The 21,310-nt window shown below is 45.8% G+C and carries 24 protein-coding genes; 9 read left to right on the top strand and 15 right to left on the bottom strand.

Going from position 1 to position 21,310, the window contains the following annotated elements; genetic code table 11:
- Positions 1-111 precede the first annotated feature (111 nt).
- The 10 genes from EDD67_RS04035 to EDD67_RS03990 all read right to left on the bottom strand — a co-directional run bounded on the left by EDD67_RS04035 (position 112) and on the right by EDD67_RS03990 (position 6,641).
- Positions 112-681 carry a ComE operon protein 2 gene (locus EDD67_RS04035; protein WP_093072340.1) on the bottom strand — a complete coding sequence of 190 codons (570 nt, stop codon included), beginning with the start codon at positions 679-681 and terminating at the stop codon, positions 112-114.
- An 80-nt stretch (positions 682-761) separates the two neighbouring features.
- Positions 762-1,418, bottom strand: a complete 657-nt coding sequence (locus EDD67_RS14145; protein WP_277872112.1) for a helix-hairpin-helix domain-containing protein — start codon at positions 1,416-1,418, stop codon at positions 762-764.
- A gap of 161 nt (positions 1,419-1,579) precedes the next feature.
- The gene (locus EDD67_RS04025) at positions 1,580-2,308 is read right to left on the bottom strand and encodes a class I SAM-dependent DNA methyltransferase (protein WP_242005928.1); all 729 of its coding nucleotides are present in this window, start codon (positions 2,306-2,308) and stop codon (positions 1,580-1,582) included.
- Between the two features lie 16 nt (positions 2,309-2,324).
- Positions 2,325-2,687, bottom strand: coding sequence for a ribosome silencing factor (gene rsfS, locus EDD67_RS04020; RefSeq protein WP_121439000.1), 363 nt, complete (start codon positions 2,685-2,687; stop codon positions 2,325-2,327).
- A 20-nt stretch (positions 2,688-2,707) separates the two neighbouring features.
- Positions 2,708-3,277 (bottom strand): bis(5'-nucleosyl)-tetraphosphatase (symmetrical) YqeK, encoded by a 570-nt coding sequence (yqeK, locus tag EDD67_RS04015; protein ID WP_121439001.1) that lies wholly within the window; start codon positions 3,275-3,277, stop codon positions 2,708-2,710.
- The gene (nadD, locus tag EDD67_RS04010) at positions 3,270-3,845 is read right to left on the bottom strand and encodes a nicotinate-nucleotide adenylyltransferase (protein WP_121439002.1); all 576 of its coding nucleotides are present in this window, start codon (positions 3,843-3,845) and stop codon (positions 3,270-3,272) included. Before nadD ends, yqeK begins: the two co-directional genes overlap by 8 nt.
- An 11-nt stretch (positions 3,846-3,856) precedes the next feature.
- On the bottom strand, positions 3,857-4,153 hold the full coding sequence (gene yhbY, locus EDD67_RS04005) for a ribosome assembly RNA-binding protein YhbY (protein WP_093072335.1): 297 nt from the start codon (positions 4,151-4,153) through the stop codon (positions 3,857-3,859).
- Complete coding sequence (gene aroE, locus EDD67_RS04000) at positions 4,153-4,989, bottom strand: shikimate dehydrogenase (RefSeq protein ID WP_093072334.1); 837 nt, start codon at positions 4,987-4,989, stop codon at positions 4,153-4,155. Before aroE ends, yhbY begins: the two co-directional genes overlap by 1 nt.
- A gap of 30 nt (positions 4,990-5,019) precedes the next feature.
- Complete coding sequence (yqeH, locus tag EDD67_RS03995) at positions 5,020-6,138, bottom strand: ribosome biogenesis GTPase YqeH (RefSeq protein ID WP_121439003.1); 1,119 nt, start codon at positions 6,136-6,138, stop codon at positions 5,020-5,022.
- On the bottom strand, positions 6,111-6,641 hold the full coding sequence (locus EDD67_RS03990; RefSeq protein ID WP_093072332.1) for a YqeG family HAD IIIA-type phosphatase: 531 nt from the start codon (positions 6,639-6,641) through the stop codon (positions 6,111-6,113). Before EDD67_RS03990 ends, yqeH begins: the two co-directional genes overlap by 28 nt.
- A gap of 329 nt (positions 6,642-6,970) precedes the next feature.
- Between EDD67_RS03990 and EDD67_RS03985 the strand changes: the two genes are divergently transcribed.
- Genes EDD67_RS03985 through mnhG form a run of 7 tightly spaced genes read left to right on the top strand, consistent with a single transcriptional unit; the run spans position 6,971 to position 12,728 of the window.
- Positions 6,971-9,394, top strand: a complete 2,424-nt coding sequence (locus EDD67_RS03985) for a Na+/H+ antiporter subunit A (RefSeq protein ID WP_121439004.1) — start codon at positions 6,971-6,973, stop codon at positions 9,392-9,394.
- Positions 9,391-9,816 (top strand): Na(+)/H(+) antiporter subunit B, encoded by a 426-nt coding sequence (locus tag EDD67_RS03980; protein ID WP_093072330.1) that lies wholly within the window; start codon positions 9,391-9,393, stop codon positions 9,814-9,816. The genes EDD67_RS03985 and EDD67_RS03980 overlap by 4 nt, the downstream gene beginning before the upstream one ends.
- Positions 9,816-10,154 carry a Na(+)/H(+) antiporter subunit C gene (locus EDD67_RS03975; protein WP_093072329.1) on the top strand — a complete coding sequence of 113 codons (339 nt, stop codon included), beginning with the start codon at positions 9,816-9,818 and terminating at the stop codon, positions 10,152-10,154. Before EDD67_RS03980 ends, EDD67_RS03975 begins: the two co-directional genes overlap by 1 nt.
- Positions 10,147-11,637: a Na+/H+ antiporter subunit D gene (locus tag EDD67_RS03970; RefSeq protein ID WP_093072328.1), complete on the top strand. Its 1,491-nt coding sequence runs from the start codon at positions 10,147-10,149 to the stop codon at positions 11,635-11,637. The genes EDD67_RS03975 and EDD67_RS03970 overlap by 8 nt, the downstream gene beginning before the upstream one ends.
- Positions 11,638-11,642: 5 nt before the next feature.
- Positions 11,643-12,119 (top strand): Na+/H+ antiporter subunit E, encoded by a 477-nt coding sequence (locus tag EDD67_RS03965; protein WP_121439005.1) that lies wholly within the window; start codon positions 11,643-11,645, stop codon positions 12,117-12,119.
- Positions 12,119-12,400, top strand: a complete 282-nt coding sequence (locus EDD67_RS03960) for a Na(+)/H(+) antiporter subunit F1 (protein WP_121439006.1) — start codon at positions 12,119-12,121, stop codon at positions 12,398-12,400. The genes EDD67_RS03965 and EDD67_RS03960 overlap by 1 nt, the downstream gene beginning before the upstream one ends.
- Positions 12,381-12,728 (top strand): monovalent cation/H(+) antiporter subunit G, encoded by a 348-nt coding sequence (gene mnhG, locus EDD67_RS03955; protein ID WP_121439007.1) that lies wholly within the window; start codon positions 12,381-12,383, stop codon positions 12,726-12,728. Before EDD67_RS03960 ends, mnhG begins: the two co-directional genes overlap by 20 nt.
- Positions 12,729-12,930: 202 nt before the next feature.
- Here the strand turns inward: mnhG and EDD67_RS13805 are convergent, their stop codons facing one another.
- From EDD67_RS13805 to asd, 5 genes are all read right to left on the bottom strand, one after another.
- The gene (locus EDD67_RS13805; RefSeq protein WP_154718742.1) at positions 12,931-13,080 is read right to left on the bottom strand and encodes a hypothetical protein; all 150 of its coding nucleotides are present in this window, start codon (positions 13,078-13,080) and stop codon (positions 12,931-12,933) included.
- Between the two features lie 66 nt (positions 13,081-13,146).
- Positions 13,147-14,496 carry a (Fe-S)-binding protein gene (locus tag EDD67_RS03950; protein ID WP_093072324.1) on the bottom strand — a complete coding sequence of 450 codons (1,350 nt, stop codon included), beginning with the start codon at positions 14,494-14,496 and terminating at the stop codon, positions 13,147-13,149.
- Positions 14,493-15,905: an FAD-linked oxidase C-terminal domain-containing protein gene (locus EDD67_RS03945; RefSeq protein ID WP_121439008.1), complete on the bottom strand. Its 1,413-nt coding sequence runs from the start codon at positions 15,903-15,905 to the stop codon at positions 14,493-14,495. The genes EDD67_RS03950 and EDD67_RS03945 overlap by 4 nt, the downstream gene beginning before the upstream one ends.
- 130 nt (positions 15,906-16,035) lie before the next feature.
- Positions 16,036-17,172 carry a CdaR family transcriptional regulator gene (locus EDD67_RS03940; RefSeq protein WP_121439009.1) on the bottom strand — a complete coding sequence of 379 codons (1,137 nt, stop codon included), beginning with the start codon at positions 17,170-17,172 and terminating at the stop codon, positions 16,036-16,038.
- A complete protein-coding gene (gene asd, locus EDD67_RS03935) occupies positions 17,169-17,963 on the bottom strand; it encodes an archaetidylserine decarboxylase (protein WP_121439010.1) in 795 nt (264 codons plus the stop codon). The genes EDD67_RS03940 and asd overlap by 4 nt, the downstream gene beginning before the upstream one ends.
- A gap of 121 nt (positions 17,964-18,084) precedes the next feature.
- On the opposite strand from asd, the gene pssA reads away from it, so the two are divergent.
- The gene (gene pssA, locus EDD67_RS03930) at positions 18,085-18,627 is read left to right on the top strand and encodes a CDP-diacylglycerol--serine O-phosphatidyltransferase (protein ID WP_121439011.1); all 543 of its coding nucleotides are present in this window, start codon (positions 18,085-18,087) and stop codon (positions 18,625-18,627) included.
- Between the two features lie 65 nt (positions 18,628-18,692).
- A complete protein-coding gene (locus EDD67_RS03925) occupies positions 18,693-21,305 on the top strand; it encodes a CBS domain-containing protein (protein WP_123875799.1) in 2,613 nt (870 codons plus the stop codon).
- Positions 21,306-21,310 lie beyond the last annotated feature (5 nt).

Below are 21,310 nucleotides of genomic sequence, written 5' to 3'. Positions count from 1 at the left end.
GCCAAAAAAGGCGACTAATGACCCGGATATCCAGGTCATTATCATAAGGGGGAGCAAGGGGATCATAGCAGGGGGTCCTCCGAGGCGGTTTAAAAGTAAGTATTTTGTTTATCAGTTAGATAAAGTAAATAATTTGTTCGCTTCATTTTTCAGTTCAGCTAAATCATTTTCTGCAGCGCCGTGAGCTTCAAGTTTTTGGAGCATTTTTGCAGCGAACGCCAACTTTTCTTGGTTGTTCGTATCTAAAATCATCTCTTCTAATTCAACTTGTTCGACATGTATGCCCGCTTCGGCAAACAACTCCAGAGCAAACGGATGATTTTTATAGTCCTCTGCGTAATACACGGCGCGAATGCCCGCTTGAATAATCGCCTTGCAGCAATTTAAGCACGGAAAGTGAGTCACATAAATTTCACTTCCTTCAGCCGGAACACCAAACTTTGCACATTGCAATATGGCATTTATTTCGGCATGAATCGTTCTGGCACAGCGGTCATCAATCAAATAACACCCTTCATCCTCACAGTGACTCCCGCCGGAAATCGAACCGTTATAACCGCCGGCAATAATCCGTTTATCTCTGACAATCGTCGCTCCTACCATCAGCCTTGTGCATGTGCTTCTTAATGCCAGCAAATGACTTTGCGCCATGAAATACTGATTCCACGAAATCCGTTCCATTCTTAACACGCATCCTTTCTTGCCTCATCTGTCTGTCATCAGTCTATGGTGTTCCGGTATTGACGTCAATCCCGGTTTTGTCAGCGGACACTTACCGATTCCGCCAGCGTTTCATACGTTTTCTCCCCGATCCCCGGCACTTCGGTTAAATCTTCAGTGACAGCAAAAGACCCGTTTTCCTCACGGTAAGTAACAATCGCCTCTGCTTTTGCCGGACCGATCCCCGGAAGCTCAGTTAACTCGCTCTCATCGGCTTGATTAAGATTAATCAAACCGTCTTGATCTTTAATTTGACCGCTGAAGTTTTCCGTTGAAACAGCCGGCGGATCATTCTCCATATCACTGACGGACGGGACGTGGACAACCATTTCATCAAAAGTCCGCTCGGCCAAATTCAGCTGTCCTTTATCAGCGTCATCGGATTTTCCGCCCGCTGCTTCGACAGCATCCAATACTCTTGTGTCCGGAGATAACGTGTATACTCCAGGCTGATGAACAGCACCCTTGACATCGACCATAATCGACTGTTGATCCGATTCTTCATGATCCGCTGAATTCTCTGCTTCATTGTTGTCAGCCGGTTCATTATCAGCTGTCCAATCAAACGGATCATCTTTTTCAGCTGCTTGCTCACGATCTCCGCCGAATAACAAAAAAGATCCGGCTGCTGTTAACAAAACCGTCCCTGCAATGATTGCAGCGACCTGACGTAAACTGAGCTGCCAATCTTTATTCATTTTCACAGCGATTCACCCTCTCTTCAAAGTGCAGGCTGAATCAATCCACTATGGGTAACGTTCGAAAAATACCGAAGAAAAATAAGCAATTGCGGGGAATAAAAGAAGAAGCCCGTTTTCGGGCTTCTTTCAGTATACTATAAAATGCGCCGGCAGGGCAGTTATTTTTTCACAGCTGAAAAAAATATCCGGTCTGACGCTTCATCCGGTTTCTCGCGGCCAAAATCAGCAGATATGTCCACATCGGTAAACCCGCAGTCCTCGAGCCATTTTCGATAATCGTCGATCAAAAAGGTGCGTTGGGTCAGTTCATGATCCACCCGTTCATAACGGCCGTCAAAAGCACGGACAAAAAACGTCAATGTATGCTCGACACTCAACGGTTTCTCTCCTTGTTCGCAAAACCACAAGTAAGAAATGTCTTCTCCGTTTTCCCCGAACAAGCCGTCAGCAAATACGTCCGTCATTTTATAAGGCGAATGAACATCAAAAACAAAGACGCCGCCTTCAGTCAATGAATCGTACACGCGGCGGAAGACTTCACACACATCCGCTTCATCTGTGAGATAATTCAAACCGTCGCAAAAAAGGGTCACCCCGTCAAGACGGTTAAAACCTGTCAATTCGCGCATATCCTGCTGGACAAATGTCACCGGCGCACGCTCATCTTGCGCTTTTTTTTGCGCAACAGCGAGCATGTCGCCCGAAAGGTCGAGACCTGTCACATTGTATCCTGAAAGTGCCAAATAAATGGTTAAGGTGCCTGTCCCGCACCCGAGATCAAGTACCCTGCCGTTCTGCGGAATCTTCTGTACGGCCAATTTTTCCCATTCTTTGTATGGTGCATCGGCCATCAAACGGTCATAAAGCAAGGCAAAATGATCACTCACGAGCGTCTCCTGCCTTTCATGACTTCGTCTCAACAATCCGATCCATCGCTATTTGCGGAGCATCAGACCAAAGTTTTTCTAAATTGTAATACGTCCGTTCATCTTTATGAAAAACATGAACAACTACCGCTTTTAAATCTACCAATACCCAGCGGGCGCTTTCAAGGCCTTCAATCCGGCCGGTCTCGATCCCGTTTTCTTGCGCTTTATCTTTTATTTCCCGGACGATCGCCTCTACTTGTGTTTCAGAATTGCCGTGACAAATCACGAAATAATCAGCGGTAGATGAAATGCCGGACATATCCAGCGTATTCACATCATGTCCGTTTTTATCGTCAATTGCTTTTACTGCCATTGCCAAAGTGTCCTGTACGTCCATCAGTATTACTTTCCCTCCGTTTATCGTTGTAGGTTTTGTTGAAGTTCATTATACGCTTCAAACGTATCCGGGTAAATCGATTCACCCTCGGACGCTAAAAATATAATCGTATTTTTCAACGCTTTAAAGCATCCTTTATCTAAATCCTCAGCGGCCGCTTCTCTTGCTTCAGCGGCTTCTTTAAACGTTCTTCCCGGCTCAATGTAATCCGCTAAAAAAACGATCTTTTCTTCCGTAGTCATCCCTTTTCGGCCGGTCGTGTGATAACGAACCGCGTCTAATATTAATTCATCTGTTATCCCCTGTTCCGAGCGTAAATACTCTGCACCGACGAACGCGTGCAAAAGTTCATCGCCGTATAACAGCAGATTTTTCGGAAGAACAGCGCTCTCTCGCACCGTTTCTCTCATTTGGTTAATATCCCGGTATTTCGCATAATCGTGAACGATCGCGGCATACTTTATCCGTTTTAAATCTCCGCCGAACTTTTCTTGCAGGCGCTCTGCTTCTTCAACGACACGTTTTGTATGTTCAAACCGCTTCGGCTTCAGCGCTTCGGCGATAAACATCCATGCTTGCTGTTCATCCATATAAACGATGCTCCTTTATATAGCGGTAAACCCCGGAAGTAAACAAAAACGGGTTCTCTTCTTGAGCTTTAATTTTTTTGCGCAAATACGACGAAGACAGCTCTAAACTCACTTCATCTAACATAAGCAACTCTTCCGGAACAGCAGATGACGGCCAATCGAAGCCGGGGCGGGGAAGCACAATAAACGGCAGCATCGAACCGAGGCGCTCCCAGTCATGCCATTTATGAAAATGAAGCAAACTGTCGCCGCCCATAATAAAGGAAAATTCGCTGTCAGCATGCGTGCTTTGCAGTTCAGCTATTGTGTCAACGGTATATGAAAGCCCTCCCCGATCGATTTCAACGCGGGACAATTTATAATCCTTATGCTCTTTCACCATCTCTTCGACCATTGCAACTCGATCTGCTTCGGATGAAGAAGCAGGCTGCGCTTTATGAGGCGGGATCCGATTCGGAATCCACCACACCTCGTCCAGGTTCCCTTGAATTCTTGCTTCCTCCGCCATGATTAAATGGCCGTAGTGCGGAGGGTCAAACGTCCCGCCGAGAAGACCGATTCGGCGCATTGAATCACCCCCTATGCTGACGGCAAGTCAATCGTTTTATTTTCTTGAGATTCTTTATACAAAATGATCGTCGAACCGATCACTTGAACGACATCTGCGTCTGCTTGACGGCTGATCGCATCAGCCGCTTCCGATTTATCCTCAGGACAATTTTGCAGCACACTGACTTTGATGAGCTCGCGCGCTTCAAGCGCTTCACCGATTTGCTGAATTAATTCCGGATTGACCCCGGCTTTGCCGACTTGAAAAATCGGTTTAATATGATGAGCTTTTTTTCTTAAATATCGCTTTTGTTTTCCTGAAAGCATTATGATCCTCCTAATTCTTGTATAACTCGCTGGCGCATCGCTTCACGCGGAGCTCTTTCATTCGTCCACCGTTCAAACGCGAGAGCCCCCTGGTTGACAAACATCGAAAGCCCGTTTTGTGTAAGGGCGCCTTGCTTTTTTGATTGAGCTAGAAATCTTGTTTCGAGCGGATGGTAAATTAAATCGCAAACAACACTGCGCTTACCGAGCATTTCAAGCGATATCGGAATCCGGTCTGTATCCGGCGACATCCCGACCGATGTCGTGTTGATGATTAAATCAAACTCAGTGAGACGGGCTTGCGCGAGCGTTAAGGTCAGCGAACGGGTATCCACATAAGAGCGGCAGGCTTTCGCAAGTTCAGCCGCTTTCGGTTCTGTGCGGTTGGTGATATACAACTCTCCCGCCCCGTGCTCAGCAAGTGTCATTGCTACAGCGCGGGCTGCACCGCCGGCTCCGATAATCAGTACACGCATTGATTCTACCGGTTTCGGCAATAAAGGTTCAAGCCCAGTATAAAAGCCTTCACCGTCTGTATTATACCCGATCAAACGCTCGTTTTCATTCACAACCGTATTGACCGCCCCGATTTTTTCGGCTAATGGATCAATCTCATCCAAATAATCCATTACCGTCACCTTATGCGGAATTGTTACATTGACACCGCCGAGACCGAGACCGCGGATGCCGGTCATCGCATCTTTCAGCCGTTCGGGGGAGACATGAAATTTATGATAAGCGCCATCAAATCCTGCTGCTTCAAAAGCAGCCTCGTGCATAACCGGCGACATGCTGTGCGCAATCGGATCCCCAATGACTCCAAACACTTTTTTCATTGCTTGCACCTCCTCAATTCGATTGTTTGCTTAAAAAATCGACGGCCGAATACTGACTTGGACACCTTTTGGAACATACGTACGCACAACGGCGCCTTTACCGTCAACAGTTACCCAGCCAAGCCCGGAAAAAACGACATCGTGTTTTCCTTCGGGAATTTTCCACTCTTTTTTCTCTAAAGCGGGAAAAAGATGAGCATTATTTTCAGACGGCGGAGCGAGCGTTGTACCTAAATGCTGTTTATATAATTCATCCGCTTTTTCTGTTTTTGTCCGGTGCAAATAAAGATCGTTCGCCATATAAACGATGAACGATTGATGTTCGCCTTGAACAAAATCGATTCGCCCTAAACCGCCGAAAAAAATCGTTTGTCCTTCGTTCAGCTGATAAACAGTCGGTTTAATCTCTTTTACAGGCGTCATTTTTTTCATTTCTTTTTGATCAAGCAAATGGACAATTTGATGGGAGTTCATCACCCCGGGCGTATCGAAAAGCGATGAACCGTCGTCCAAAGGTACATCAATCATATCCAGCGTCGTCCCGGGAATATTCGATGTCGTAATCATCATGTCATTCTCTGCGCCGAAGTCCGCCAACAGCCGGTTTATAAACGTCGATTTTCCGACGTTCGTTGAACCGATCACATAGACATCCTTTCCGTTTCTGTATTGATCGATTTTTTCTGCTGTTTCTTGAACAGACTCGCCCGAAGACGCACTCATTAAATGAACATCAACCGGTTTTAGTCCCCGATCTTTCGCTTCTTTTTTCATCCAGTGAATGACTTTCGAACGCTTGACGGATTTCGGCAGCAAATCGACTTTATTGCCGACGAGCAAGACGGGATTGCCGCCTGTATGCCGATGGATTCCGTCAATCCAACTTCCGTCAAAGTCAAAGATGTCAACGATTTTCACAATCAAACCTTTACGTTCGCCGAGCTGCTGGAGAACTTTAAAAAAATCGTCATCCGTTAACGAAACATCTTGTACCTCATTGTAATGTTTCAAACGAAAGCAGCGCTGACAGATCACAACGTCACGCTGCAAAGCTTGCGCCGGCGTATAACCCGGCTTCTCTTTATCTTCTGTTTGGATTGTGATCCCGCATCCGGCACAGATCACTTCGTCTTCTCGTTCTCTTTCCATTCCATCAAACCCTTTCGTTTCATAGCTTTAAATACTTTTCTTTCCATAAAACGGTTAAACTTTGTCGCTGCTCCATCGCTTTGTTTTACAGGAGCCACCAATATTGTATGAAATCCTCTCCGGTTGCCGCCCAAAATATCTGTAAGCAGCTGGTCGCCGATTACTGCCGTATCTTCTGTTGCTGCATCCATTAAAGATGCGGCTTTTTCAAAAGACCCGCCGAGCGGCTTCTTCGCTCTCGCAATGTAGGAAATGCCGAGCGGATCAGCAAACGTCCGTACACGGTGACGGCTGTTGTTGGAAACAATCGTAATTGAAAAACCTTCCTTATGTAACAGGTCAAACCAATTTTTCAATTCGGCGGTTGCTTCATCCATGTCCCAGCCGATTAAGGTATTATCTAAATCAATTATAATGGAAGTAATTCCTTTTTCTTTCAGTTGTGTAATAGAGATATCAAACACTGAAGGAAAATACTGGTTCGGAACAAATCGATCAATCACTTGCGTGTCCCCCGTTTCATTAACTCTTTTCTTTTCTATCATACCCGTTTCGGCAAAAGAATTTCAAACGACAATTAAAAAAGCAGCGGGGAAAATAAAAAAATTATATCCTGCAAGTTGAGTTTCTACATATTTATAGGTTAATAAATTTCAAAAGAGATCAATCTTTTACGGATGCAACATCATTTCTTTTATATTATAATTCTAGCTGTGTTTCTATACGTGTGACGGCAGAAGGAAAGCAGACGACAATCACAATATTAACATGCTTTGACTGATAACGTGACACTGCTGTCACGTTTACTAATTGAATAAGGAGGTTTTAACACTTGTCCACGCTTCATATAATTCCGTTGGCGCCATTTCTTTTTGCTTTTTTGATACCGCTCTTTTATAAGAAATTCCGCCATATCCATACAGGGTGGTTTGTCTTGCCGCTGCCGCTGATTATTTTTATTTACTTACTGCAGTTTTTGCCGCTCGGCGGAACGGCTTTTCAGCCGGTAGAAGTGACTGTTGCCTGGGTTGCTTCACTCGGGGTTGATTTCACCGTTTATCTGGACGGTCTGAGTCTGCTTTTCGCTCTGTTAATAAGCGGGATAGGAACGCTTGTTGTCTTGTACTCAATCTATTACATCGCGAATAAACGCGATGAACCGCTTAACAATTTTTACGTATACTTACTTATGTTTATGGGGGCTATGCTCGGTGTTGTTCTTTCAGACAATCTCATTGTCTTGTACGTTTTCTGGGAGCTCACCTCATTATCTTCCGCTCTTTTGATCGGTTACTGGTATCATAAAGAACGTTCCCGTTACGGCGCGCAAAAATCGATGCTGATCACCGTGACGGGCGGCTTCGCGATGCTCGCCGGTTTCACGCTGCTCTATTTAATGACCGGCACATTCAGTGTACAGGAAATTATCGCGATGTCTGATCAAATCGCCGCGAGTCCGTATTTCGTTCCTGCAATGATTTTAGTATTAGCCGGCGCTTTTACAAAATCAGCTCAGTTCCCTTTTCACATCTGGCTGCCGGATGCAATGGAGGCGCCTACACCTGTCAGTGCATACCTCCATTCAGCTACGATGGTAAAGGCCGGAATTTATCTCGTCGCACGTCTGACGCCGCTGTTCGGCGGTCAGGCAGAATGGTTTTGGATCGTCACCGGTTTCGGCCTGCTCACTTTGCTGTGGGGGTCTGTATCAGCCGTGCGGCAAAAAGACTTGAAAGGAATATTGGCGTTTTCTACCGTCAGTCAGCTCGGATTAATTATGAGCCTGCTTGGAATGGGGTCAGCCGCCTTTCATTACGATGTGATTGACGGGGAATCGCTTTACACTGTTGCCATTTTGGCAGCTGTTTTTCACTTGTTTAATCATGCGACGTTTAAAGGCAGTCTCTTTATGGTTGTAGGCATCATTGATCACGAAACCGGGACTCGCGATATTCGCAAGCTCGGAGGTTTAATGGCGATCATGCCGGTTACGTTTACGATTTCACTGATCGGTGTCGCCTCTATGGCCGGATTGCCTCCGTTTAACGGGTTTTTAAGCAAAGAGATTTTCTTTGAAGGCGCATTAAACATTACGACGCTTGACATGTTTAACGTTGAAACACTCGGCTTTTTAATTCCTGTTGTCGCATGGATCGCCAGTGTATTCACGTTTGTTTATTCGATGATGATGTTCTTTCAAACCTTCACCGGAAAGCATAAACCGGAAGAGCTGCCGAAACATGCCCACGAAGCGCCGGTCGGCATGCTGATTTCGCCTGCTGTATTAGGTTTAATGGTGATCGTTTTTGGCCTGTTTCCAAATATGCTCGCCTATACGGTTATCGAACCGGCCATGCAGTCTATTTTACCGGGCTTGCTTGGCGAAGGTGAACAATTCTATGTCAATATTTATCATTGGCACGGCTTAAACACTGAATTGCTGATGACGATGGGCGTTGTCCTGATTGGCACTGCCTTGTTTTTGAACTTCGACAAACTGCAGCAAACCGCTTTTTATTTAGGCGAACGCGATCCGCTTAACGGAGCGTACGATAACGGTTTAACCGGGTTAATCAGCGGCGCACAGTATGTTGACGGAGTGCAGATGACCGGAAAACTGCGGCATTACTTTACGTATATGTTTGTCTTTTTGGTCGCCGTTCTCAGTTACGCGCTTATTCGCACGAATGCATTTGCGATCGACCTTGCGAATACAGCGCAAATCTCTCCGTATATGTTCTTTATCATTCTTGCGCTGTCGCTTTCGACGATCGCTGTTCCGTTTATGACGAAGCGGGTTCCGGCGATTATACTTGTCGGGATTATCGGCTTTCTTGTCGCGCTTATCTTTGTTGTCATCCGGGCACCGGACCTTGCTTTGACGCAACTGCTTGTCGAAACCGTGATGGTCGTCTTGTTCCTTCTCGTGTTTTATCACTTGCCGGAACTGCGCAAAGAGTCGTTTAAGCCGGTGTTTAAATGGTCTAACTTGCTTATTTCATTAAGCGTCGGCGCTGTCGTGACAATTACAGGCCTCAGCGCCCACGCCTTCAGTCACGGACACGATATCAGTCCGATTTCTGATTATTTTGTAGAGAACGCTTATGCTCTTGCAGGGGGAGAAAACATTGTCAACGTGATCTTAGTTGACTTTCGCGGTCTCGATACACTGCTCGAAGTTTTTGTCCTCGGGATTGTCGCCCTCGGCGTTGTGGTCTTGATCAAGTATAAAGCTTCAGGGAGGGAGGAAGTATGAAGAATACACCGATTCAGCTGCACGTTGTCACACGAATCGTGGCGTTTATTATTCTGATTTTTTCGATCTTCCTCTTTTTCGCCGGACATAACAACCCGGGTGGAGGCTTTATCGGCGGGTTGATGACCGCTTCTGCCCTTGTGCTGCTGTATTTAAGTTTTGATCTCAAAACGATTAAACGGGTGTTGCCGTTTGATTATGCTTATGTGATCGGCGCCGGGCTGTTGCTCGCCACGTTGACAGGGGTAGCCGGGATGTTTTTCGGCTTTCCTTATTTAACGCAATTTTTCGAGTACTTTCAGCTGCCGATTTTGGGTGAAACAGAATTGACGACAGCGCTGCCGTTTGATTTAGGCATTTACCTTGTTGTTGTCGGTTTTACATTGCTAGTGATTTTAACGGTTGCGGAGGATGATAGCTGATGGAAGTATTAATGATTTTTGCAATCGGCATCCTCTTTACAGTTTCGACGTATTTAATACTGACGAAAAGTTTGTTGCGTGTCGTTCTTGGGGTGCTTATTCTCTCACATGGCGCACATTTGCTGTTTTTAACATTGTCCGGATTGAAAACAGGTGCCCCTCCTCTTTTAGGGGAGGAAGCCGGTTCGTATACAGACCCGCTGCCGCAAGCGCTAGTCTTGACAGCCATTGTTATCGGATTCGGGATCACCGCTTTTATGCTCGTATTGGCCTATCGAACATACAAAGTACACGAAACGGATAATTTTGATGAACTAAGGGGATCTGACGATGACTAACCTACTCATTCTGCCTATACTCATACCGCTCTTAGCAGGGGTCATTCTGATCTTTTTCAAAAATTCTAAAATGATTCAACGCGTAATCAGTGTCATCGCTTCAGCTGCAATGACCGGTATTTCCGGTTACTTGATATACGCCGTATACAATAACGGGATTCAAACGATCGCTCTTGGCGACTGGCAAGCGCCGTTTGGAATCGTGCTTGTTGCCGATTTGTTGTCCGTTTCCCTCGTGTTTCTCGCGGGAATTCTCGGGCTTGTGACGCTGTTTTTTGCTTACCAAACATTCTCAGCCGAACGGGAAGCCAATTATTTTCACACGTTTTATCTCTTTTTAATGGTTGGTGTAAACGGCTCGTTTATGACGGGTGACCTTTTTAATCTGTTCGTATTTTTTGAAGTCATGCTGATTTCGTCCTTTATACTTATCTCCATGGGCAGTCAGCGTTATCAGTTGCAAGAATCGTTAAAATACGTGATTATTAATACAGTCTCTTCGATGTTTTTTATCGCTGCGATTGCGTATATATACGGTGTAACCGGTACACTGAACATGGCGGATTTATCCGTAAAAATAGCGCAATTGTATGAACAGGAAAACAGCGGCATTTTAACGGTTATCGCATTAACGTTCTTATTTGTATTCGGGACGAAAAGTGCGATATTCCCATTGTATTTCTGGCTTCCGCATTCTTATTTTGCACCGCCGGCAGCGATTGCCGCCCTTTTCGGCGGATTGCTGACAAAAGTCGGCGTGTACACCGTTATGCGCATGTATACGCTCATCTTTAACAACGATCCGATCGTCTTTCAAATCTTGCTCTTATTCGGCGGACTGACGATGTTTATCGGTGTTTTGGGCGCAGTTGCGCAATTTGATTTCAAACGCATTCTGTCTGTGCACATCGTCAGTCAGGTCGGTTACATGATTATGGGAATCGGGATCGGCACTCCGCTGGCGATTGCCGGAACGTTTTATTTTCTCGCCCACAATATTATCGTCAAATCGGGCCTGTTTTTCTTTGCCGGCATCACCGAAAAAATTACCGGGACAACGCACTTGAAAAAAATGAGCGGGCTGTTAAAAACGCATCCGTATGTCGGCTGGCTCTTCTTTATTACAGCTATCTCACTGGCCGGTCTTCCCCCGCTCAGCGGATTTTTCGGTAAATTTGCGCTTGTTATTGCCGGTTTTGAAGCCGGGCATTACTTTGTTATTGCCGTCAGCTTAGCAACCGGTGTATTGACGCTGTTTTCAATGATGAAGATTTTTATGACTTCATTTTGGGGAGAAGAAAAACTGCCGGATCCATCAGCGAAAGAACGTAAAGTCGGAAAATTAATTTTGCCTGTTCTTCCGCTCGTTGCGTTAACGGTGATTCTCGGTGTCGCTGCTGAACCGTTCTTTCTTTTCTCGCTGGAAATGGGCGAGCAATTAACTGATCCGTCCTACTATGTCGAATCTGTGCTGGAGGAGTAGTTATTATGGCTTTTCAAATATTACTGAACATCGGATTAGCCTTTATTTGGATGTTACTGCAAAATGAATATACCTTCTTGAGCTTTTTCATCGGGTATATCGTCGGTGTAGCCCTGCTCTACTTCTTGCGCAGGTTTCTGCATTTCGACTTTTATTTCAGACGTGTCGTTGCTTTTTTCAAACTGATCTTACTGTTCGCTTACAAATTGATCCTCTCAAATATTGACATGATCCGCATCGTTTTGAGTCCGAGCATGAATATTAAACCGGGGATCATCGCGGTGCCGACAAAACTGAGAACAGATTGGGAAGTAACCTTGCTGGCTAATCTCATTTCTCTTACTCCGGGAACATTAACAATGAATTTTTCCGCCGGTGGCCGGATATTATACGTTCACTCGATTCATGTACCGGATAAAGAAAAAGCGATTCAAGAAATACACGAATCATTCGAAAAAGCAATCATGGAGGTGACGCACTGATGCTCTCTACTGTCGCTGCAATATCGCTGTTTCTAATGGCAGGATCGATTGTTATTTGCACAGTGCGTGCACTGATCGGCCCTTCTGCCCCTGACCGAATTGTCGCGCTTGATACGATCGGAATCATTTTAATCGGCTTTATTGCGATTTTGATGATCGTTCAAGACACGATTGCTTATGCAGAAGTAGCGCTCGTTATCGCTATATTGGCCTTTATCGGTTCTGTTGCTATCGCTAAGTTTGTCGAAGGAGGGATCGTCCTTGATCGAGATCGTCATTAGCATCTTTTTATTGACTGGGGCGGGCCTCAGCGTCTTAGGAAGCATCGGCATTATCCGCTTTCCCGATGTATACGGCCGGCTGCATGCGGCCACAAAATCCGCTACTCTAGGTGTGATCAGCATTATTACCGGAGTGTTTCTCTATTTCTTGATGAACGGCATCTTCGTCGGAAAATTGCTGCTTACTATCATATTCGTTTTTTTAACAGCGCCTGTAGCTGCGTTTATGATCGCGCGCTCAGCCTATAACACGCAAGTTAAAATGTCAGATCAGAGCAACCAAGATGATTTGGCCGAAGCCATTAAAGAACAAAACCGTGATCAGTAAAAAAAACCGGACCCCTATACAAGGGATCCGGTTTTCAGATTGTAGACAAATTATTATTTTGACGTAAGCCACGCAGCCGCTAACCTCCGCTTGCCCCGGGCAAGGACTCAGCTAGTATTCGGCGGCCTGAGGCTGCCGAATACGGATCTTCGTCTATTGCTTTCCCGGAGGCGTCGGAGGAGTGGATGCGTGGCTTCCTTTATTATGAAAACACTCGATTCAAAGAAGGAGGATGACCCAGCATCCCGGCTTTTTCCTGCGGGATAGCGAGACAGACGAGACCCTGCAGGGCATAAGCCCGAAGCGGCTCGGCGCTCGCCCGCAGGAAATAAGCCGGACGATGCGTCGTCATCCGGTCTTTAATCAGGATAACATATGACGATAACGTGACTTTGTCAACACTCTAAAAACCGGACCCCTATACAGGGGAACCGGTTTTTTCTTCTTTGTATCGGACTGCCTTCGCAAGTAAATCGACGATATGCACCGCTTCCATCGTACTCGTTTTATCTTCCCGCTCAACGCCGAGTTTCATTTGTAAAAGACATCCGGGATTGGCTGTGACGACTGTCGTCGCCGCTGTTCGGTCGATATTTTCCATTTTATGATCAAGAATTTGCATCGACATTTCCTCTTCGATCAAGTTGTACGTTCCGGCTGAGCCGCAGCAGCGGTCGGCTTCTGCCGTCTCGACAAATGTTACGCCTTCGATTTGGTGCAGCAGTTTTCTAGGCGCTGAAGCCGTTCCCATGACATTGCGCAAATGGCATGAATCTTGAAATGTCACGATTTGCGCGTCAAGCTCCATCGGCGGTAGACCGGCGTCGTAAAGTATTTCGCTGATGTCCATGACCCGGCCTGCAAATGCCTTAGCCCGTTCCGACCAGTCCGGATCATCTTTTAATAAGTGATCATATTCATCCAATACAGCGCCGCAGCCGCCGGCATTAGAAATAATATAATCATAATCGCCTTCTTCAAACGCGGCGATATTTTGCTTTGCCAGCTCTTTTGCCTGTTCTTTTTCTCCGCTGTGGGCATGAATCGCTCCGCAGCAATTTTGCTTCTCCGGTATAACTACATCACAGCCTGCCTTTTTCAACAGATAAAGCGTTTCATCATTCGTATCCATAAACATCGTATCCATCAGACAGCCGGAAAAGAACGCGACGGTTTTTTTACGTTCTCCTTCAGCCTCAACACGGCGCGGGCGCTGTTTCATTCGTCTGGGAGACGGGATCTCCGGAAGCACCCTTTCCATCTGTGCCATATGGCCTCCGGCTATTTTCGTTAAATTCATCGTTCGGGCTGCCTTTTGGATACCCGATTTTTGATAAAACCACATTAATCCGTTCAGCTGACGCATGCGTTCAGGCTTAGGAAATACATGGTCAAACAGGAAACTGCGGAACATTTTTACGGGCATAGAATGCTCTTTGTTTTGCTGTAAAATATCAACCGCTTCTTCGAGCAGATGACCGTACTTCACACCGGACGGACAGACGGGTTCACACGCTCGGCAGCCTAGACAAAGGCTGAGCTGCGCCTCAAAATCTTCATCCGGTTCCATCTTCCCGTCAACAACTGCTTTCATTAAGGCAATGCGTCCCCGCGGCGATGCTGCTTCATTGCCGTCTGTTTCGATATATGTCGGGCAATGCGGAAGGCAAAAACCGCATCTCATACAGTTTAACAGCTCGTCATAATCCATTTTTTCTTGAAATTGTTTCGTCACTTCCGCTCGGTATTGTTCTTTATTTGCTGTCATTTTTCCACCACCACACGGAATTTTTCATCTTTGGCAAACATTTTTCCCGGATTCATAATGTTATTCGGATCAAAAGCTTTTTTAATTTCTCGCATGACATTGACACCTGTATCCCCGACTTTCCAGGACAGATAAGGCGATTTCATTGCCCCGACCCCGTGTTCTCCGGTGATCGTGCCGCCCAGTTCAATCGCTTTTGCAAAGATATCTTCAAACGCTTGTTCGACGCGTTTCATTTCCTCCCGGTCGCGCGCGTCCGTCATGCAGGTAGGGTGAAGATTGCCGTCGCCGGCATGACCGAACGTGCAGATTTCCACATTGTTGTTTTCGGCAATCTCTTCAATTGCGCGGACCATTTCAGCTACTTTCGAGCGCGGAACCGTCGCATCTTCCAAAATCGTCGTCGGTTTCATTCGTGCAAGCGCGGAAAGAGCCGACCGCCGTGCAGCGGTTAAGGCCGCTCCTTCTTCCGGCGTTGCGGCAATGTCGGCGCTCATTGCTCCGGTTTGTTCGCAGATTTCTTTCATTTTCACCATATCGCGGTCAACAACTTCGGGCGGGCCGTCCTGCTCGATCAGCAAAATCGCTCCGACGTCGGTCGGCAAACCGATTTGCGCAAAATCTTCCACAACACGAATGGTCGGCTGATCAAGAAATTCCAACGTCGCGGGAATAATTTTGTTTGCAATAATCGTCGACACCGTATCACCGGCGGATTCTAAGTTGTGATAAAGGGCCAGCATCGTTTTCTTCGTCTCCGGTTTTGGAATCAGTTTCATCGTCGCTTCCGTTAAAACACCTAGTGTTCCTTCAGAGCCGATCATTAATCGCGTTAAATCATAACCGGCAACATCTTTCGCCAATTTCCCTCCGGTGCGGACAATATCGCCATTCGGCATGACGAATTCTAACCCCATGACATAGTCGCGCGTCACACCGTATTTCAATCCGCGCAGTCCCCCGGAACCTTCGTTAATATTGCCTCCGATCGTTGAAATCTTCATCGAAGAAGGATCGGGAGCATAAAAAAGACCGCGGGTTTCGACTTCAGTAATTAAATCTTGCGTGATAAGACCCGGCTGGACAGTCGCCGTTAAGTTTTCTTCATCAATTTCCAACAGTTTGTTCATATGATTGAAAATCATCACGACACCGCCCTCAAGCGGGGTTGTTCCCGCACAAAGGTTCGTCGCGTTTCCCCGGGGCACAAGCGGTAATTTCTCTTCGTTTAATACCTTCATGATCGCGGAAACATCTTCCGTATGACGCGGTTTGATCACCGCATCCGGCAATTCTTGAAAGTCCGGTGTGGAATCGTACGAATACGCGATCAGATCCTGCTGTGAATCGAGCAGATTTTCTTCCCCGACAATCGCTGTTAATTGGTCTCTTACATCCTGTTTAAGCATCTCTTTTCCCCCTGTATCTTTTTACTTACTATATTATACCTTATGAAAACGTTTACAAGTAGGTGTATATATACAATATATTTCGTTAATTAATTGTATGTTTTGTTTCTTAACACAAAACACGCTGATTTCATAAGTTTTCCCGCAAAAACAACAAAGCGAGATATAAAGAGACGAACGTGTCACTCTGTTTTACAGGACTGCCGGTCAATGTTTCTATTTTCTTTAACCGGTAATGCAGCGTATTGATGTGAATATGCAGACGCCGGGCGGTATTTTTTAAATGCTGATTTTCTTTAATATAAATCATCAGTGTTTCCAACAGCTCATCATCATGCCGCAGTGAACCTAAGACCCGGTTTACAAACGTTTCCTTTGCCGTATCGGACACTTCTGACAGCGCAATATCCAGCGTCAATTCTTCATAAAATGTCGGTTTCTGTGTCTTTTTCGCTGCCTGCATCGCACGTTTCGCTTCAAAATAAGAACGGTACAGTTTACTTGGCGATTCTGCCTCCTGACCGATCCCGACAGCAATATTCATATGATAACGGCGGAGGGTTTCCCGCTGACAGCGTTCCAGGCTTCCCCTCAGCGAAAAATAACTGCCGTCCTTTCGTTCCGTTGAATGTAAAAATATAAACCTTCCATTCCCCCACGGAACGATAAATTCTTGCGCAGACATATCCAGATGTTCCCGAAACAAGTCGGACAGTTCTTGGTCAAGCGGAACGACTTGTTCCGTCGCATCCGTCGTATTTAACACTTCGATCAGAACGCACTTTCTCTTCTCGCTCATCTGAATCCCGAGTATTTCCCCCCGCTCAATGAATTCCTCATCCAATACTTGAATATTGACCCATTCGTAAATGAACGTCTCAAGTCCGCGGTATTTCGAGTCAAGGCGTTCGCTGGAATAAGCTTCTTGGACGATCAGTTCAGTCATTCGTTGGATCAGCTGGCCGAACTGTAATACATTTTCAGGCTTACCGGTAATGCCGATGACACCGATGACACTGCCTTTCATCATGATCGGCAAGTTTAAACCGGGTTTGACCCCTTGTAATTTATGTACATCGTCTTCCGTTATAATGAGCTTCTCTTTATCTTGAACAGTAAGTTCAGCTCCTTCGTGAAACATATTTATCCGTGATTTATCACTCGCTGCCGCAATGATTCCGGATTCATCACAAACGATCACTTCCTCTTGTACAATATCAGTCACTTCTTGGACAATTCGCTGCGCGAGCGTCGTCAATAAATTCATCGCCACTCACCTTGAAATCTGGCAATTTCTTCTCCGACACGGCAAAAAGCATTTATATGCCCGCCTGAAGGACGAAAATTCCAGCCTGATGTTTCCGTCAAAATAATCACCGTTGATCCTAAAGAAAAGCGCGCCATCTCTTCGCCTTTTTCTAAGTTTAACGAGCGAGCCGAAATATCGACACTGTTCACATTCAATGCGCCGACCTTAATTACGGCCATTTTCCCGTACGCAGTCTCGTATTCACTGATGACGCGATGGTTAGTCACCAGCGGACTCTTGCCGAAGTGAAATCCTAAGTCGTTAACCGGTTCGGATTTTGACCCGAGAGCATAACGCTGACGAAGAGTTCCTGATAACGGCGTATGAACCCGGTGATAGTCTTTCGGCGATAAATAAATAACTGCAAACGAACCGTTTTGATACGTTTGATACACTTGCGGAAAACGAAGCAAATCTTGAATCGTTTGTTGTACTCCTTTGACAGTAAACTGTGAATTTTCTTCAATGTCACCTGCAGCAGTCAACTTTCCGTCCGCCGGTGAGACAAGTACATCTTCTTCATAGTTTACCGGACGAGTTCCAGGAGGAAGCTCCCGGGTAAACAATTGGCGCAACGTTTTATACCCGCCTTTCAGCCGACGGATTTCCGCTTCATTAATGCCGGAAAAATAAATAAACGGACGGATAAGCGGACGGCTCAGCACCGAGCCGGTGAACTGTTTATAGAGTTTTACGAACAAAGCGGATTGCATTACACCGGTTCCACCTTTATAGAGTAACTTTTTCATTATTTTCCTCCTCGATGTTAAATTCGCTCGCTTTTAATACTGCGGATGTGAGATAATATATGATATAATATTCCTTTATAATGAAGGTGTTTAAAAAAATACCTGCTTGGAGAGTGATGCCATGATTCTGCTTCAGCAGTTGATGGACAATAGTACAAGACGTGTACGAAGCCAAACTGCAAATATGCTGACGATCGTGAATTTAGGCCTTGGAAGCATGGCAATAATTTTTGTTTTGCAAGGACAATTCGGATTAACCGTTGCGCTTATTTGCATAGCAGCTGTTTTTGATCGAATGGACGGTAAAATAGCCCGAAAAATGAATATTGAATCTGAGCTCGGCAAACAATTGGACTCATTATGTGATCTTATATCGTTTGGTCTTGCCCCCGCATTGCTCATTTATCAATCAACATTGCAAGATTTCGGGATTGCCGGGTCGATGGCAGCCGTTATCTTTATTGCCTGCGGCGCCATCCGCCTTGCACGTTTTAACGTTTCCGAACAAGAAGGCTATTTTGTCGGTCTGCCGATTACCGGCGCCGGGTGTATTTTAACCGTGAGTCATTTACTGAACACGGCTGTTGAACCGCATATCTTTATGTTTATTATCTTAATCTTGTCAATTTTAATGATCAGCTCATTTACGATTCGCAAGTCTTAACTTGAAGGCATCTTCCCGCAGGAGGATGCTTGTTTCTGTTAACGCCGGTTGTCGGAGGGATATCATTGAAACTTATTTTATCACATACTAATCTTGACTTTGATGGTTTTTCATCTATGTTGGCAGCGCAAAAACTTTATCCTGAAGCTAAAATGGTCCTTCCTGATAAGCTTTCAGCAGAAGTGGAACATTTTTTTGCTATTTATAAGGATACATTCCCAACTATTTCGGCAAAAGAAGTATCTTTTCCTTCTGTGACTGAAATCATTCTTGTCGATACAAATTCATTCAACCGAATCGGCGATATTGCCGATAAACTCCCCTCTGCAGAATCGCTCACATTGAACGTGTACGACCACCATCCTGAAACGGCTGACACGCTGAAAAACGCAACAAAGCAAATTGAGCGAACCGGGGCTACGGTAACGATATTGGCGGAAAAACTGCAAGCCGAACAAATTGCAGTTACGCCGTTTGAAGCTACTGTTTTCGCTCTCGGCGTTTATTCGGACACAGGTTCATTTTCTTATCTGTCAACGACCGGACGCGATCTTCGCGCTGCGGCTTTTTTCGTCGAAAACGGCGCGAATTTACGAGTTGTCGATCAGTTCCGTGAACCGCCGTTAAAAGGCGAACAACAAAAACTTTTCCGAACGCTGCTGCAAAAAGCTGATATTCGCAGCATCGACGGTTTAGACATTTGTATCACCAGCCACCTGCAGTCTCATTTCACCGGCCATTTAGCCGATATTGCCGCAAAGCTGATTCAAATAACCGGTGCCGACGCCGTTATCGCAGCGGTCAAAATGGAAAATAAAACATTCATCACCGGAAGAGGGCAGTCAGAACGCGTCAATTTGCTTCCGCTGATGGCAGCTTTTAACGGCGGCGGGCATGAACAAGCTGCTTCTGCCAACGTTAAAGATGACCCGTTAAGCAACGTCCTTGAGCAAATTGAACAGAACATTTCTTCAATTGTCCGACCGGCTTTAACCGCAAAAGAGCTGATGAGTTCTCCCGTTCGTGTCATCGCTCCGGAAACGACGATTGAAACTGCATCAAAAATGCTCTATCGCTATGGTCATACCGGTTTCCCTATTGTTGAAAATGAGCAGGTCATCGGAATTATATCAAGACGGGATATCGACAAGGCGCTGCATCATCAGCTCGGTCATGCGCCTGTAAAAGGGTATATGACCCGGGAGCCGATAACGATCTCTGCTGATGAGACAATTGAAACAATTCGCGAGTACATGATTGATGATCAAGTCGGGCGCCTTCCGGTACTTGAAAACAAAGAGCTTGTAGGGATTGTTTCCCGCTCGGATGTCATTCGAGCCATGCACGGAAAGCGCAGCGTCCATTTGTCGCTATCGACCCGTTCGAAAATTCCCATGAAGCGTCAAGTGACGGAGACGATGAAAAAACAGCTCCCTCCCGTCATTTTTCAATTGTTGGAACTCATCGGCAAAGAAGCAGCCGAACGGGATATGAACGCTTTTTTAATCGGCGGCATGGTCAGGGACCTCCTGTTAAACCGGGATAACGTCGATATGGATATTGTCATTGAAGGCGACGGCATCTTGCTTGCCGAAGAGCTGCAAAAACTTTACGGGGGGTCGATCCGCACGCACAAACAATTCCGCACAGCTGTCTGGAAGCATCCGTCCGGATTTAAAGTCGATTTAACAAGCGCCCGGACAGAATATTATGACTTTCCCGCTGCACTTCCAAAAGTAGAAATGTCGACGATTAAAGAAGACCTTTTCCGCCGCGATTTTACGATCAATGCCATGGGTGTATGTATCAGCACGCAAGAATTCGGCGATCTGCTTGATTACTTTCACGGCTATGAAGATATTAACAAAGGGCGTATCCGCGTTTTATACAATTTAAGTTTTGTCGAAGATCCGACGAGAATTTTACGGGCCATTCGTTTTGAAACGCGGTTTTCGTTTCAGATGGATGCGCAAACACATGAACTCGCCCGTCAAGCTGCCAATAATCTCCGCTCCGTTTCCAAAGCGAGACTTGCCGGCGAGCTTTCAAAAATGTTTTATGAAGAAGATGCTCCCGCAGGCGCCAAACGAATGATCGATTTGTCCTGTTTGAATTATATCATTTCCACTTCGCTGTCTGAAAAAACAATTTTGCAAAGAATTCAGCTCCTTACAGATGTCAGAAAGGAATTCGAAGCAAATCATGTTAAAATGAAACCATCGTTTTGGATTGAATATTTATTTGTGATGTTTCAAGATCATCATCAAGCGTTGATTCATGCTGCGACGTTCGCTTTATCTAAAGATGACAAGCACATACTGAATACAACGCTGCACGCCGTAACATCGATGACGGATTCAGCGGCCATTTCAGCGTCTTCGCAAACCGGTGAGTGGCATCGCCAGCTGTCGCAAACGAAAAATGAATCTTTAGCAGGCGCTCTCGTTTTTGCCGATGCTGAATTGCGTCAAGCCGGAATTAATTATGTTATAAAACGAAATCAGCTCACCCCGCTTGTCGGCGGGAAGGAGCTCATTAATGCCGGTTTCAAGCCGGGGCCGCATTTCAAAGATATTTTATTTGAATTAGAAATTATCCAGCTCGAAAACCCGGACATTACAGCTGACGAACTGTTGCAATACGCTAACCGCGTCTTAGCATCCGGCAACGAGACGTAACGAAG

The sequence above is a fragment of the Salisediminibacterium halotolerans genome, from assembly GCF_003814815.1.
GTDB lineage: Bacteria > Bacillota > Bacilli > Bacillales > Salisediminibacteriaceae > Salisediminibacterium > Salisediminibacterium halotolerans.
This window is presented reverse-complemented; position numbering and strand designations above follow the sequence as displayed.